At 53.5% G+C, this 15,202-nt stretch carries 12 protein-coding genes; 6 read left to right on the top strand and 6 right to left on the bottom strand.

Annotation, left to right across the window (positions count from 1 at the left end):
• Nucleotides 1-700 precede the first annotated feature (700 nt).
• The 5 genes from queA to HY913_11825 form a co-directional block, all read right to left on the bottom strand.
• Nucleotides 701-1,837 carry a tRNA preQ1(34) S-adenosylmethionine ribosyltransferase-isomerase QueA gene (queA, locus tag HY913_11805; GenBank protein ID MBI4963952.1) on the bottom strand — a complete coding sequence of 379 codons (1,137 nt, stop codon included), beginning with the start codon at nt 1,835-1,837 and terminating at the stop codon, nt 701-703.
• Nucleotides 1,834-2,034, bottom strand: a complete 201-nt coding sequence (locus HY913_11810) for a DUF2065 domain-containing protein (protein MBI4963953.1) — start codon at nt 2,032-2,034, stop codon at nt 1,834-1,836. The genes queA and HY913_11810 overlap by 4 nt, the downstream gene beginning before the upstream one ends.
• A 13-nt stretch (nt 2,035-2,047) precedes the next feature.
• The gene (locus HY913_11815; GenBank protein MBI4963954.1) at nt 2,048-2,827 is read right to left on the bottom strand and encodes a DUF1189 family protein; all 780 of its coding nucleotides are present in this window, start codon (nt 2,825-2,827) and stop codon (nt 2,048-2,050) included.
• Nucleotides 2,828-2,884: 57 nt separating this feature from the next.
• Nucleotides 2,885-3,643, bottom strand: a complete 759-nt coding sequence (locus tag HY913_11820; GenBank protein ID MBI4963955.1) for a biotin--[acetyl-CoA-carboxylase] ligase — start codon at nt 3,641-3,643, stop codon at nt 2,885-2,887.
• 310 nt (nt 3,644-3,953) lie between these two features.
• Entirely contained in the window at nt 3,954-6,623 is a 2,670-nt protein-coding gene (locus tag HY913_11825) for a valine--tRNA ligase (GenBank protein MBI4963956.1), read from the bottom strand.
• Between the two features lie 333 nt (nt 6,624-6,956).
• On the opposite strand from HY913_11825, the gene HY913_11830 reads away from it, so the two are divergent.
• Complete coding sequence (locus tag HY913_11830) at nt 6,957-7,880, top strand: hypothetical protein (GenBank protein MBI4963957.1); 924 nt, start codon at nt 6,957-6,959, stop codon at nt 7,878-7,880.
• 39 nt (nt 7,881-7,919) lie between these two features.
• Nucleotides 7,920-9,107 carry a PAS domain-containing sensor histidine kinase gene (locus tag HY913_11835; protein MBI4963958.1) on the top strand — a complete coding sequence of 396 codons (1,188 nt, stop codon included), beginning with the start codon at nt 7,920-7,922 and terminating at the stop codon, nt 9,105-9,107.
• Here the strand turns inward: HY913_11835 and HY913_11840 are convergent.
• Nucleotides 9,082-9,750, bottom strand: coding sequence for a response regulator transcription factor (locus HY913_11840; protein ID MBI4963959.1), 669 nt, complete (start codon nt 9,748-9,750; stop codon nt 9,082-9,084). The genes HY913_11835 and HY913_11840 overlap by 26 nt on opposite strands.
• A gap of 832 nt (nt 9,751-10,582) precedes the next feature.
• Between HY913_11840 and HY913_11845 the strand changes: the two genes are divergently transcribed.
• The 4 genes from HY913_11845 to HY913_11860 all read left to right on the top strand — a co-directional run bounded on the left by HY913_11845 (nt 10,583) and on the right by HY913_11860 (nt 15,128).
• The gene (locus tag HY913_11845) at nt 10,583-11,857 is read left to right on the top strand and encodes an ABC transporter substrate-binding protein (protein ID MBI4963960.1); all 1,275 of its coding nucleotides are present in this window, start codon (nt 10,583-10,585) and stop codon (nt 11,855-11,857) included.
• Nucleotides 11,858-12,149: 292 nt separating this feature from the next.
• A complete protein-coding gene (locus tag HY913_11850) occupies nt 12,150-13,022 on the top strand; it encodes a branched-chain amino acid ABC transporter permease (protein ID MBI4963961.1) in 873 nt (290 codons plus the stop codon).
• A 61-nt stretch (nt 13,023-13,083) separates the two neighbouring features.
• Nucleotides 13,084-14,091, top strand: a complete 1,008-nt coding sequence (locus HY913_11855; protein MBI4963962.1) for a branched-chain amino acid ABC transporter permease — start codon at nt 13,084-13,086, stop codon at nt 14,089-14,091.
• 275 nt (nt 14,092-14,366) lie between these two features.
• A complete protein-coding gene (locus HY913_11860; protein ID MBI4963963.1) occupies nt 14,367-15,128 on the top strand; it encodes an ABC transporter ATP-binding protein in 762 nt (253 codons plus the stop codon).
• Nucleotides 15,129-15,202 lie beyond the last annotated feature (74 nt).

A 15,202-nucleotide genomic window follows, 5' to 3' on the forward strand; every position in this document is an offset into this window, starting at 1 on the left:
GCGAAGCGACAAGAGGTGTATTTTCTGCGCGCCGTTCCAGCAGCGAGCTAAAGACGATCCCCTATCCATGAGCGAGCACCTCCTGTTCCTTCGGAACCCGGCAGTGGCCTCCAGGTCACCCGGCATAGCGCGATTTCTCCGCGCCGATGAATTCTGAAACAGCCTCGAGACACCGGCGCGTACCGTAATAGAGTACCTGTCGCGCGCGCCGCGGGATGCCGGCCATGCTTCCGCGCGTGAAAGCATATGGCCGGGGGGGCGGGAGGAAATTGAATTGCTCCAGAAAAATAGATTAATAAACAAGCATAGTTGTTAACGCTACCGTTATAATTACATCTATATATATAATAACAAATTGATATTAGATTAATTAATCAACATGGCAATCTAAATGTATGTTGCCTAATTCAATCAATTAATTATGATAGTTTCTTAAACTGTGATTCCGCGCGTAGATATCGGATTGATAAATCAGGTTAGTACCAAGAGATGACATCCACTTTACAGCGGCACCCCGCGATGTCCCTGTTATCACGCGTGGATGAATCTTTTTTATAAAAAAAACTTGACAAGTACGGGGTATCCCACTAGAAGGTCCTCACCTGCATCAGTCCTACCATATAAACCTTCCTGAGACTCTCGCCACGCATCCTACCCGATGCCCCGGAGGGGGTCCCGCCTTTTTTTGGGCCACATTTTATTAATAATTACCAACTATTAGGCACGCATCACCATAACTGTAGAACCTGTATTCTTCCCGTACCGCTTCCTCGTACGCGCTCATAACAAACTCTGTCCCTCCAAAAGCACATACAAGCATCAGCAAAGTGGATCCCGGCAAATGGAAATTGGTCACGAGGCCCTGGACCGCTTTAAAGGTGTAACCAGGTTTGAGAAAAAGCTCCGTGGCTCCCTTTCCCGGTGGCAATTTGCCGAGCGCGGCGGCTGATTCCAGCGCTCTGACTGTGGTCGTCCCCACCGCGATCACCCGCCGGTCCTCATGAAGGGCCTTTTGGATGGCTTCGGCTGTCTGATCCGGGATTTCGTAGAATTCCGGCTCCATTCGGTGCAGCCGAATGTCTTCGTTCCGGACCGGGACAAATGTCCCGGGCCCCACATGGAGGATTATAGGAACTACCCGGATGCCTTTGAGCGACAAGTCATGGAGCAGGTTTTCCGTGAAGTGAAGCCCTGCCGTGGGAGCGGCCACTGAGCCGGCAATTCTCGCGTATACCGTTTGATATCTGGATCTGTCGCGATCGAGATCTCGGCTGTCTGTGCTTATGTACGGCGGGAGGGGAGGGGAACCGTATTTTTCAAGGAAGCCCAGCAGGCCTTCCTCAGGCACGGGGAAAATCATTTGAACCCGGCCCGGGGAAACGGTTTCCGCTGCTGTCAGTTCAGGGCCGTTGTCCAGCGATATCCTGGTCTCGGGCTTTATCGGCTTGCTGCTTCTGGTGAGGCACTCTCGGCAGGCCGATCCGTTAGAGTAAGACTTGTTGCAGCGGTTGGCCGGGTCCAAAACGAGCAGTTCCACACGGCCACCGCTGGGCTTGCGTCCGAAGAGGGCCGCGGGGGTAACACGGGTCTCATTGATTACAAGAAGATCCGATGGCAGCAGCAGGTCGGGGAGTTCTCTGAAAGAGTGATGACGCACTTCGCCCGTGTTGCGATGGAGGACCATCAAACGCGAGGCGTCTCTGACGCGGCTCGGCTCCTGTGCAATGAGGTTGTCGGGGAGTTGATACCGATAGGTGGAGAGGCGGTAAGGTGCGGGGATAGGATTCCGGGTTGATTCAGGATCGCTTTCTCCTTGATTCCTGGAAATTATCTTCATAGATAACACAGCCCGTTTCGGGCAAGGTAGACTATCAGCACCCCGATAGCTATTGTTAGCCCGCCCATGACCCGCAGAGTGGTATCGTCCTGTTCCTGGACGTATTGCATGAACGCCTTCATTTTCTCGGGAAAGCCAAAGTAAGGCATGCCTTCAATAACAAGCACCATTCCAAGGACGCACAAAAAATATTCCAACATGGTATCGCCTTTACGAAGGGGTGAGCCCTGCGGTCGGGTCGGTCTGCCTCTCGGGGCTCCGGACTAGATCTCTGACCGCCAGGCATAGGAGTACTATATACAGGCCGAAATAGAGGACAAACGCGAAGGGGAGCCGAGTATCCGCGAATTGAACCAGGGTATCCAGGAGCACAGGAGGTATCATGGCGATGGCCGCGATCTTCATCGCTTGTCCAAACGTGAGTGCAACCGAGTAGGTTTGCGCTCCGAAATACGGGATAAGGCCTAAAATCAGCACTTGTAACGGTTTCATCAGTAAAAAATAAAGGATCACCACAATTGTGCCGTACCAAATCACTGTGGGCAAGAATTGGTCCAGCAAGTCCTGAAGATTCCGCGAATTGAAGACGAAATCCGGCATGTCTTTCAGCGAGATGATTCGAATCTGACCTCGATCCTTGGTGACAAGGCTTTCTCCCGTCAGCACAACCCCGGAGTCGGCCTCCTTCAGGTAATTCGGGGCCTCGTTCTCCTTGCCGTCTCGAGTGTCGATGACTATTGCCACGTCCTTTTCACCGCCTGTGTCTATGATATATGGCTGCTTTTCCCGTATGGACGCGTGGCCGTTCTTGAAGGTGATTTGCGGGAGCGTGACATCGTATTTCTCGACCGCCCAATTAAGGAAGGATTCAAGCCTCGGAGCGTTTGCCCACACAAGACCGAATGCGCTAATAGCCGCACAGAAGAGTACGGCAGCAATCGCTACTACAGCAGATTGCGCACAAATCCATCTAGCAATTCCTCGAGTCATGTGCTTATTCCTTGCCTGGAACCAGCCTCAATCCTGACCTAATCGGACAATCTCACATCATGCTGTAGGTTCAACGTCGCCGGACGCAATTCTTATCAGGCTGCCCCGGTCGTCTCTCAACAGAAGAGATCCGTCCGCATCTATACCCTCTGCAATTCCGGACCCCTCCTCGTGAACCAGGACCAAACCCCGGTGGGCCCAGCGGGCGTCCCAGAGGTCGGGAACGAATCCGCAGCCTTCTCTTTGTACTCGGTCATATAGATGCCCCAAAGCTCTCAGAAGTTCCCGCGCGACTTCCTCAAGGTCGGATTGCCTTCCCGTGACCGTCAACAATGACGTTACCGAGGAACGCAAATCGTGCGGAAAATCACTTTTCACCGAGTTCACGTTCAAACCGATTCCGATGATCACAAATTCGACGGTGTTGCTGTTGATCGAGGCTTCCGACAGTATGCCCGATATTTTTTGACCCTGCACCAGCACGTCGTTGGGCCATTTCAATTCCGCTCGTGGAACACCTCTGCTTTCAACGGTTTCTGCGACGGCCACTGCCGCCGCGAGCCCCAAAAGAGGGGCTTCCTTTGCCGCGACACGAGGTCTGAGTATCACGGACAAGGCCAGGTTCCTCCCTGGAGGTGAGATCCAGGTGTGGCCGGCCCTGCCTCTACCCAGAGTCTGGTTTAAGGCCATGATTGCGGTGCCGTCCGGTTCCCCCCGGACAGCCATCTCTCTGGCCAGGTCCTGGGTCGATTCCGCTTCCTGATAGATTGTGAGTCTTCCGGTCAATTCAGCACTTGTTTTAGGGGGCTCTCGCATGAATTCCTGGTATCTAGAATTTGGAGGGGACCTTTCTGGCGTAATCCCGCGGGACACTGGACCTCTGGCCCACCTTCAAGAAACTCGATATTTTGCTCTCTGAGTCGCTTGCGCCGTTGGCGGAAGCGACTCAGAGAGCAGCATACAGAAGTTTTTGGGGAGGGGTGCGGGTACCCTCGGCGGGCGGCCACATCTTCCTTCGAGTCGCCCCGGTTACCACAGCGGTTGAGCCGGCACAAAGACGGATTATCTCCCTGCGCGCAGCAGTTGTTACAAAAAGGGCCTCCCCGCAATTCCTTCGTTCCGAGCCTCAAGCTCCCTTGAGGCTGCGCATTTTTTGCAGCCCGTCACCGAGGCCTGAGAGTTTCGCGGACAGTTCCGCACGCTTTTCCTGCTGTTTTTCGACAGCCTCAGGATTAGCGCGTGAAAGGAAATTCTCGTTGGACAGCTTCTTGTCCACGGCCTCGAACTCTTTTTCGACTTTGGCCAATTCCTTTTCCAGCCTTGCGATTTCAGCGTCCGGGTCGACAATGCCCCCTAGAGGCACGTAGATTCGCATGTCTCCGACAACGGCTGTAGCCGACATGTGAGGCGGCTCCGTATTCTCGCCGGGCGACGCCACGCTCAATTCGCTCATTCTTCCTAGCAGGATAACCATTTCGCTATTGGATGTCACAAGCGTACGTTCGTTTTCGGATGATGGAACGGCAAGCACGCGCAGGGCCTTTGACGGGGGCAGATTCATTTCGGCTCTGATACTGCGCACCGCGGTGATCAAGCCCATGAGTGTCCCCATATGGCGTTCGGCCTCATCATCTACTTTGGAATCATCATAAGCCGGGAAGGGGCCGCGCATTATGGTTTCACCGTGAGCCGGAACCTTGGAAGCTATTTCTTCGGTGATGAACGGTATAAACGGGTGAAGCAGGCGCAACAATGAATCCAGCACGTGGTGCAGTACGGCCGCGGCGCGGCGGGTCTCCTCCGGGACGCTGCCATTTAGAGGTATCTTTGCCTCTTCAATGTACCAGTCGCAGAACTCATGCCATGTGAAGTGATAGAGCGTCTGGGCTGCATCATTGAATCTATAGGTCTCAATAGCCTGATGAACCTCCTGGCTGGTTTTATTGAGTCGCGAGAGGATCCATCGCTCCGTAAGAGAGAAGTCCGAAAACCTATCCAAGGAAAAATCCGCGGGGTTCTCATCGAGGTACGGCAATGCAAATCGGGCCGCATTCCATATCTTGTTCATGAAATTGCGATAGCCTTCGATGCGTGATTCCGACAACCGTATGTCTCGACCCTGAGCCGCCAGCGCAGCCAAAGTGAAGCGGAACGCGTCGGTCCCAAATTTATCCATCACCATTAGGGGGTCGATGACATTTCCCAGGGACTTGCTCATTTTCTTGCCCTGCTCGTCCCTCACCAGGGCGTGGATGTAAACGTCCTTGAACGGGACGTCGTTCATGAACTTCAGCCCCATCATCATCATCCTGGCAACCCAGAAGAAGAGAATGTCAAACCCGGTAACGAGGCAGGACGTGGGATAAAAGGTTCCCAGCAAGGGCGTGTTGTCAGGCCAACCCATAGTAGAAAACGGCCATAAAGCCGACGAAAACCATGTGTCGAGAACGTCGCTTTCCTGGACCAGCCGTGAGCCTTTACATGACGGGCATTCCTTGGGATCTTCCCGTGCCACGATCACTTCGTTGCAGTCCTGACAGGTCCACGCGGGTATTCTATGCCCCCACCAGATCTGCCGGGAAATGCACCAATCCCGGATGTTGTTCATCCACTCGTAGTAGGTCTTTGTCCAGTGTTCGGGAATGATTCGCGTGCGCCCGTCTTGAACGGCTTTGAGTGCTTGCTCGGCCAGGGGGGCCACTTTTACGAACCATTGTTTGGATATGAGCGGTTCCACCACTTCTTTGCAACGGTAGCACCTTCCAAGGCTTACCACGTAGGGCTCTATCTTGACGAGGTATCCCTTTTGTTCGAGTTCCGCCACGATGGCGTTTCGGCAATCATAGCGATCCATTCCCGCGAAATGGATGCCGTTTTCGTTTATCCGCCCTTGCGGGTCCATGATGGTGACATGTTCCAGGTTGTGCCTAAGGGAAAGCTCAAAGTCAGTTAAGTCGTGGGAAGGGGTCACCTTAAGCGCGCCGGTCCCGAACTCTGTGGCTACAATAGGATCGGCTATGATCCGCAACCGTCGGCCTACCGTCGGCAGGATGGCGTATTTTCCTATCAAGTGAGAGTAACGCTTGTCTTCCGGATTGACCGCCACCGCGGTGTCCCCCAGCATGGTCTCCGGCCGGGTGGTGGCCACAATCACCGACTCCTCCGAATTCTCAATCGGGTAACGGATGTGCCACAAATGTCCCTGGGCGTCGTGATGTTCCACTTCCAGGTCCGACAACGCGGTATGGCATCGCGGGCACCAGTTGACGATGTAGTCTCCCCTGTAGATGAGGCCCTCTTCGTAAAGACGAACGAAGACCTCTCGGACCGCACGTGAGAGCCCTTTGTCCATCGTGAAGCGCTCTCGAACCCAGTCACAAGACGACCCAAGCCTTTTGAGCTGATTTATAATGACTCCGCCCGAATGATGCCGCCAGTCCCACACTCGCTCGATGAATTTGTCTCTGCCCAGGTCTTCACGCTTGAGCCCTTGCTCCGCGAGTTGCCGCTCCACCACGTTTTGAGTGGCTATGCCCGCATGATCCGTGCCGGGCATCCAAAGAGTGTTGAAGCCGTTCATGCGCTTGTAACGGATCAAGATGTCCTGAAGCGTGTTGTTCAAGGCATGACCCATATGGAGGGACCCGGTAACATTGGGAGGCGGGATGACTATTGAATATTCCTTGCCGGTTTTATTGTCGCCTGCGTGAAAAAGCTGCTTTTCTTCCCAGAACGCGTACCATCTTTTTTCGATTTCCGCTGGTTCGTACGCCTTGGGTAACAGATCCTGCCCCATTGAAAAGCTCCTCGATAATTTGTGTGGTTTCCTTAGAGGTAATCGCTGATAATAGCACTCGGCAGCCCCGAAGACAACGATGTCATGGGCCGGCCGCGCCGTGCCTATTCTCTGCAGTGCGAAATTTCTTGCTCACGTGGGTGAAGCGTCCGCGGACACGTGAATGGTTACTCGGCACCTGCTATAAATGTTGACAATTCTCGCCTAGGCCGTTACACATCGAAAAGCATTGGTACCAGGCCCGGTCCCACCCGGCTTTACGAACCTCGGCTTTCGAGTCAGGCACTGGGCAAAGAAAACGCCTTTACTGAGCTTACTTGGAGCAGCAGCCTATTGAATCCGAATGGTCCCAAAGAATCGTGGTCTAGATTCACCGGCCTGGCCGTGATGGTAGGGGTTTTGTTCTTCCTGGCCGCGGGACCAGGCCTGGGTGGCGGACCGGTCCATTTCGGTGGCCCCATTGTTGGGCATTGGCAGTCGGCCAAGAAAAAATCCATGGTGGAAGGCCGATTCGGGTATCTGTTCGGTTTCAACGAGATCCGTCTGAGAGACGGCGACAACGCCAATATTCCTCCCAGCAAGAGAGAGGTGCCTTTGGACGGGCTGGTGTTCGGCCTGGAAGGCGAAACCTTTGTCATGGAGGACCTCGCGGTGCGAATTCAGGGATGGATCAACGTCCCTTTCCAGATTCGCAGCGATTTCTACTTAAATGGCTCAACCCGCTCCTGGGATAGTCTTGGCCAATATGTGGGAGCGGACCTTTCCGCGATCTATCATTTCGGTCTGGGCGGAATGCCTTACACCGCGGGCCTCGTGGCCGGGTACCGATACAACAATTTTGATTACCAATCCAAGACGGTAGGACAACCTGCCGGAACTTCCGAAGATCATTTTCACGTGCATATTCCTTACCTGGGGGTCTATTACGCCAATAGCGCCATGATGGGCTCTGTGGTGAGGCTCGACATTCTTTTCTCTCCTTTGGCCCTTACACGGCTGGACGCGCAGAGGCGAGTCCAGGGGGCCGTGACCAATATCGAAGGCCATTCGGTCACGGGGATCTGGTTTGAGTCCTATTTCCAGTGGTCCCGGCGTTTAAGTCCAAACGCGCTGCTCGGTGTGTTCGCGAATTACGATTTCTTGCAGCTTTCCGGAGGCGCCACGGAAGTCCAAGCTCAGCAGGGATCGACCAGGTTTTCTTTGGACTCGCGGCATCATCTGTTCATGACAGGGATCAGTGCGACTTACACTTTTTGACTCTACTCGGCCAAAGCCCATCTACCATAGGATGTCCTGGTGAGAAGTAGTCTACAGACCAAGGAAGAATTGGCTAAGGAATTGGCTCGCGTTAAACGCGAGGTGGCCAAATTGAAGCAATTGGAATCCGAACGGAGAGGAGTCTCAGAAGCTTTGCGCGAGTCCGAGACGATGTTCAGAAAAATTACGGAAAAATCCATGATGGGAGTCTACCTTATACAAGATGATCTATTCCGTTACGTAAATCCCAAGATGGCTGGGATTTTCGGGTACGAAGTGTCCGAACTGGTTGATGTAAGAGGCCCCAAGGATGTCGTTTGGGCTGAGGACTGGCCACTCGTCAACGAGAACTTGAGGAAGCGAATCTTCGGAGAATTGGAATCCATCACTTACCGTTTCAGAGGCATAAAGCCGACGGGGGAAGTCGTCCACATCGAGGTTTATGGCTCCCGCACGGACTACCGAGCCAGGCCTGCTGTGATAGGTACACTTCTCGATATCACTGATAGAGTTAAGGCTGAAAAAAAACTCGAACAATCGGAAAATGCATTGCGCCATCTTTCCGCACAACTGCTTCGGGCGCAAGAAGATGAAAGAAAAAGATTGGCTCAAGAACTTCATGACGGAATCGGCCAATCAATTTCTGCCATGAAGTTCGTGATAGAGACTTGTTTGAAGCAAATCCGGGAGGTCCCCGGCTCCGAAATCGCCGGGCGACTGGAAATGTTGCTGCCCATGGCAGAGAGTACCGTCGAAGAGGTTCAGCGAATAGCAGTTGATCTGCGGCCCTTTATTATTGACGACCTCGGCCTGGTTGCCACACTAAGATGGTTCATGAGGCGATTTCAGAACACATATTCGGGCATTCTCCTCGATAATCGCATCGAGCTGGAAGAACAGGAAATTCCTGAATCGCTCAAGATAGTCATGTTCCGAATAACCCAGGAGGCTTTGAACAATGTGACGAGACATAGCCGGGCCAAGCGAGTTCACGTCGCTCTCCGAAAGCGAAAAGACCGAATTGAATTGCTGATTAAGGATAACGGGGAAGGAATAGATGATAGTGCGACTGCTTCCAGCACAGGCAGCGGGAAGGGATTCGGACTTTCCAGTATGAAAGAGAGGACGGAATTCTCAGGAGGTAAGTTCCGTCTCGAGACAGAGCCCGGAGTTGGGACTTCCATAAAGGCGTCGTGGCCCCTCAAAGCCTCTGGTCCGAGCATATAAGCCCTGTTTCCAGAGCGAAAGCCGCCAATGCTGCCCCCGTGTGCAGATCCAACTTCTTCATCAGATTAGCGCGATGCCTTTCCACCGTCTTAACGCTTATACCTAAAAGGTCCGCGATCTGCTTGTTCTTATAACCTTCCGCTATCAATTTCAGTACGTCTGTCTCTCTTGCGGTCAGCGTTCGGAATGGTGAATGGCAGCTCATACCCTTCTGCCCCTCCAAATACGCTTCCAATACCACGGCGGAAACAGCAGGGCTCAGGTAGGGTTGCCCATCCAGGACCGTTCTAATTGCTGAGGCAAGTTCCTCATGGCCTGCATGCTTCAGGACGTACCCGTGACAGCCGGCCTGGAAGCTTGCAAGAATATACTCCTCATTCCTGTGAACGGTCAGAACAACGATTCTTGTGTCAGGCGCCACTCTCTTGATTTCTTTGATGGCCCCCACGCCATTCATCTTTGGCATCGACAGATCCATGATCACCACATCGGGACTTAGGCTCTTAACGGATTGTATAGCCTGAAGGCCGTCTTCAGCGTCTCCCACGACATCGAAATCAGGGTGTGTAGCAAGCAGCGCCCGGAGGCCTTCCCGGAGGATCGTGTGATCTTCAGCTATGACAATTCGATGTTTCCGATCCATTGCTATTTCCTCACGGGGGGCTACAAGTGCGCGCATCAACAGGTGGTTTTCGGCGCCGAAGCGCTTGAAGAATCCACGATAATGTTATCATATCGTGCTCTCGCTTCTCAATGATAGTAGCATTCCAAAGGCAATTAATCACTTACCGGGAGAATCGTCGATCATCTATCATTTCGAGGAGTGACATCCCGCGGAACGTCCGCAGTTGGGAGACCGCTTTGCTGCGCTGTTTCGCCACCCACGACTGCGGGAACACTGCTACAGAGCTATTCTGAAGAGGGTCAGAGCTGCATCGCCGGCAAAGGGCTCTTGGAATAAGGTCCATGATCTATCCTCCTACCCAGCAAGCGTCATTCTGGCAAATTGCTCATGCCGCAGAACTTAATTCAAGACACGCTGTTCAGTTTAAAGTTTTAATGTCCCGCACAGACCCCATAAGACCATGCAGGATTTCTCGCGAGAAAATGGAGCATTTACCTGATTGACCCAGACTTCAAAAATGATAAAATTGTCATAACACTAAAACCTGGGGGTCTGATCTGAGGTTCAGTGATCTGAACTCAGCAGTACTTTCGTGGTGCTTCTTTACAGATTGACACTTTCCTAGCAAGACACTAAGCTTCGACGATAATCTTTGGCGCAAGGGCCGGTTTCTTCTCCAAATCTTTTTGACTCCCGAGGGTTCCGCTTCGGATCGGGAAAATGTCACAATGATAAGGACGCAAACAGAAAAGTTGCACCGGATTTGCATCGCAGCCCTGTGCAGTGATTTGTTCAATGGCCGGCTTTGTGGTTTCACCAACCGTGTTTCCAGTTAGCAGGGAGGAAAGGCATGAAAAGGCTTTTGATCGTCGTAGCAGCGTGCATAATCTCATTAACCTGGACAATCATACCCGCCATGGCAGCGGACCCGATTCTTGTGGGTGTACCCTCGTCACTGACCGCCATAGAGGGTAAAGAGGCCCTCAAGGCCGTCGAGATGGCCGTTGAGGAAATCAATGCCAAGGGAGGCGTAAAAGTAGGAGACGTCAAGCGTCCCATAAAGATCGAAAGCATCGACATCAGGGATTCTTCACCGGGTGTGCCTGTGCAGGAGGCCTTGCTGGGTATTGAGAAAATCATCACCGAGAAAAAGGTGAGCGCAATCCTCGTGGGTCCTTTCCGATCGGAAGCATTGCTGCCCGCAATGGATTTGTTCGCCCAGTACAAGGTCCCAATGCTTGGGACTATCGCTATGTCCCCAAAATCTGAGGAAAAGGTAAAACAAGATCCGGAAAAGTACAAATACTGTTTCCGAGTATGCCTGAATGCCAAGTATTTGGTGGGATACCTTGCACAGACCCTCGGATTCCTCAACGAAGAATTCGGGCTCAAGAAATTTTACGCCATGCACCAGGACGTTGAGTGGGCACGCTTAACCGCTGGAGGGACCACCAAAGTTGCCACGGACAAATTCAAATGTGAAAGCGTGGGGACGGAAGTTTATCCCACAGGGGCGTCGGACTTCTCAGCGGGCCTTGTCAAAGCCAAGACGCAGGGGGCCCAGATCATACTGCCCATATTCGATATGCCTCAGAGCGGCATACTGCTCAAGCAGTGGCAGAGCATGAAAATACCCGCTCTTGTTTCAGGGTTTATCTCCCCGATGACCGGACCCGGCGCGTGGAAAACCTTCGACGGCAAGATCGGTGGCCTGCTCAACTGCAACTACGAACTCGGCAGCGGTATAGCTTCGGACAAATACCCCCCGTCCATGAAATTCTATAACGATTATAAGAAGAAATTCGGCGTGCCCGTAGAATCAGGGCATGGTCCCGGGCCGTCATACGATTCAGTGTACATTTTGGCCGAAGCGATCGAGCGTGCTGGGAGCCTCGATCCCGACAAGGTAGTTGCGGAAATAAAAAAGACCGATCGCCAGGGCGCAATCGGCAGAATCAAATTCGATGAAGGCGGACAGGTCATATACGGTGACGACCCGACCAAGACCGCCACTGGATGCGTATTCCAGTGGACGGACGACGGCAAGCAAAAGATAGTCTTCCCCGCGTCCCTGGCGGAAGGCAAGGTCAAACTGCCGGATTGGATCAAGGCCGGCAAAAAATAGGAAAGCACCGGGGAGGCTTTTTGTGCAAAAGGGCCTCCTCCAGGACCTCCACAAACGACAGTCTTTTTTACAGACCTAGTTCGTCCCGGAGGGACGAGAGAAAGTAGCCCTGCGATTCGGAGACTTTCTCAAAACTATTGCCGGCGGAATTCCTCATGTAGGGGCGCTTCGAGAAGCGCCCTGATTGCGGGCGGTTCACGAACCGCCCCTACGTGCAGCGCAGGCCCGTAGGGCGGGCCGTGCCCGCCATACTGCAAAGGCTGATGGCGGTTATGAAGGTGGGCAAATAACCATGCTTGAAGTCACTCTTATTTACGGGTTCGTCAACAGCATTATCCTGGCCCTGATAGCCCTTGGGTTCAGCCTCACGTTCGGGATCAGCGGCGTTTCCAATTTTGCTTATGGGGCGATGTATGTTCTAGCGGGCTATACCGTCTGGATTTTCATAAATAAGCTGTCCATCCCGTTTGTTCCTGCCGCGATCCTTGCCGTGCTGTTGACCGCCGCGCTCGGCGCTGTCCTTTACAGGTTTGTTCTGCTGCGGGTCAGGGGACTGGTCATTTCCGAGGTCATAGCCACTTTCGGAGTGGGATTGGCCATTCTCGAAATGTTCCGATACCTCGGCTACACAGGCTTTGAATACACTTTGCCGGTATTCACGGACGGCAGCGTGATGATCGGAGATACCTACATCGATCACCAAAGGCTCTGGATTGTAGGCGTAGGGATAGCTCTGGCCGCGGGGCTCTACGTCTTTACGCATCACACCAGGCTGGGGCTTGCCTTCCGGGGAATAGCTCAGGACGAGCGGACGGCTCTTTCACTTGGGATCAATTCGGATAGAATCGCGGGGATCAGCGTCGCCTTCGGTTCGGGTTTGGCGGCTGTTGCGGCCATTCTTATCCTTCCCAGAGGGACCATATCCGTCAATGAAGGATATGATGTCCTCATTAACGCTATGGCGGTCTGCATCATAGGCGGCCTGGGAAGCACCGTCGGGGTGGTTGTGGCTTCTTTCTTAATCGGATATGCCCAGATGCTGACGGATGTGCTTTCAGGACCGCACTGGAAGATGATCGTTTCACTGGTCGCTATCCTGATAATCCTGGTCGTCAAGCCTTCCGGTCTGTTCGGCAAGCAGAAGGAACTGGAGGAGCGCATATGACGCGGGTGGGCTTCAGTAATACTTTCGACGACGTCGGAAATCCCATTTTCACGGTGGCACGGTGAAACGAGGAAGAAAAGAGCGGATTGATCGAGGAATAAAGGCGCGGTCTGATGACGTTTTCGCACTGACGTCTTATCGCGAGATGCTTTACGTGGCAGTGCCGCCGGTTCTGCCCGTGATCGCACTCATCATACTTCCTTTGGTCCTGCCCGTTTACTGGCAAAAGGTCCTGATCTCCACAGCTGTCTTCGCTCTGCTGGCCATGAGTTGGGACTTTCTCGTGTCAGCGGGCATGGTTTCTCTTGGGCAGGCCCTGTTTTTTGGGGTCGGGGCCTACGTGGCGGGTTCTCTGGACCACTATTTGGGACTGCCCATGTGGGCAACCATACCTCTGGCTACCGTCCTGGGAGGAGCGCTCTGCACCGTTTGCCTGCTGCCCGTGCTGAGACTACGAGGGGTTTACTTCTCTATGGTTACCCTTGTTTTGCCCCTGATGCTGGAGCGGGTCATCGAAGCTACCGGCATGCTCGGCGGCACTGAAGGACTTACCGGGTTGCAATCCATCGGGAACCCCTTGGTCGAGATCTACATCCTACTGGCCGTGCTGTGTGTTGCCCTGTTCGGCTTCAGAAGGCTTGTAACCACTGATTACGGTTTGGTTCTAAAGGCCATTAAGGACAATGACAGGTCCGTCATGAGCGCGGGGATAAACATATATTGGCTCAAGGCCCAGGCCCTGTTCGTAGCCGGCTGCGTGGCTGCGTTCTGTGGCGCTTACGTGACGCATGTGTACAGATTTGTGGGCATGCCCGCCTTCGCCCTCGATTACTCCATACTTCCGCTAGCATCGGCAGTGGTGGGTGGTATGGGGACGTTCGCCGGGTCGCTCATGGGAGCCTTTATACTGGTGCCGCTTTCCGAGGCATTGCGCAGCCTTGGCGGCCTTCGGACCGTAGTCTATGCACTCTCACTGGTCGTGTTCATCGTGGCCTTGCCCGAAGGGATCTTTCACTACATCCAGAGAAAATACCAGCAGTTCGAGAGGTGGGTGGAGGTCGAGAGCTAAAGATTCGGATTTCATGAATCCGATGCGGCATTCTTGGATTTAACTAAGGGACCTGAAGTAAGCTCCCGCGTTCCCGTAGGACCGTCCCGCACAGAACGCGGGATTGCCGGTCACCGGCATAGCTCGGGGCGTTGGACCGGCAGGGACGCCGGCCCTACGGAAGGCATTAATTGCCAGTCCCAAAACGGGGCGATAAATCTATTGACCATGCGAATAGGGCCTGTCGCTCGACGTGACATCGATCCAAAGGTCTTCTGTTCATGGAAGCTGTTGTGATGCAGGCAAAAGATCCAGAGACACTCTTAAGCGTGCGCGAATTAAGCAAAAGCTTTGGTGGAGTCCGCGCCGTGATAGGCGTGAGCTTCGACCTCAGGCGAGGTGAGTTGCTGGGCATAATAGGTCCCAACGGTTCCGGCAAGACAACGCTTGTCAATCTGATCACCGGTTTTCTGACGCCGGATTCCGGCTCTGTCTTGTACGGAGGCCAAGAAATTACCGGCTGGATGCCCTATCGGATCGCGCGGCTGGGCATAGCCAGGACGTTCCAAATGGTGCGGCCTTTTGCTGAACTCCCGGCTTTCAAGAACCTCATCATTCCTCTTTTTTCGCCTCGTGTGAAAAGCTTATCAGGCGGCCGATACGGCGACCGTGATGCGGTGGCGAAGGACCTCCTCGAAGAAGTCGGCTTCGAGAGAGAGTCTTCGGTAACTTACAAAGCCGCAGGCAGCCTGCCCCACGGATATTTGAAGCGTCTGGAACTGGCTAAGTGCCTGGCACTGAGAGCGGACCTTATCATACTCGACGAGCTGTTTTCCGGACTGAGCATCGCTGAACTGGCCAGTATTTTGCCGATCATCGAGAAGCTCATGATCGAAGGGAAGACCATCATCATGATCGAACATCGCCTGCGTGAGCTTTTTAGAATCGCTCACCGTGCGGTAGTCCTGAATTTCGGACGTGCGATCGCGGACGGCAAGCCCTCCGAAATCATGGAAATGAAAGAGGTCAAACAGGCGTACCTGGGGTCGGAAGACTGAGCCTGAAGAAGGGAATTTTGCGGGGAGAACCTTTTTGAAAAAAGGTTCCCCCCGCACCCCTCTCCAAAAACTTC

The organism is Desulfomonile tiedjei (assembly GCA_016212925.1).
Lineage (GTDB): Bacteria > Desulfobacterota > Desulfomonilia > Desulfomonilales > Desulfomonilaceae > JACRDF01.

Bases quoted from the DNA above. Each gene is read 5' to 3' on its own strand.
- queA (MBI4963952.1), bottom strand. From the start codon at position 1,837: ATGAAGATAATTTCCAGGAATCAAGGAGAAAGCGATCCTGAATCAACC.
- HY913_11815 (MBI4963954.1), bottom strand. From the start codon at position 2,827: ATGACTCGAGGAATTGCTAGATGGATTTGTGCGCAATCTGCTGTAGTA.
- HY913_11820 (MBI4963955.1), bottom strand. From the start codon at position 3,643: ATGCGAGAGCCCCCTAAAACAAGTGCTGAATTGACCGGAAGACTCACA.
- HY913_11825 (MBI4963956.1), bottom strand. From the start codon at position 6,623: ATGGGGCAGGATCTGTTACCCAAGGCGTACGAACCAGCGGAAATCGAA.
- HY913_11840 (MBI4963959.1), bottom strand. From the start codon at position 9,750: ATGGATCGGAAACATCGAATTGTCATAGCTGAAGATCACACGATCCTC.
- HY913_11845 (MBI4963960.1), top strand. From the start codon at position 10,583: ATGAAAAGGCTTTTGATCGTCGTAGCAGCGTGCATAATCTCATTAACC.
- HY913_11850 (MBI4963961.1), top strand. From the start codon at position 12,150: ATGCTTGAAGTCACTCTTATTTACGGGTTCGTCAACAGCATTATCCTG.
- HY913_11860 (MBI4963963.1), top strand. From the start codon at position 14,367: ATGCAGGCAAAAGATCCAGAGACACTCTTAAGCGTGCGCGAATTAAGC.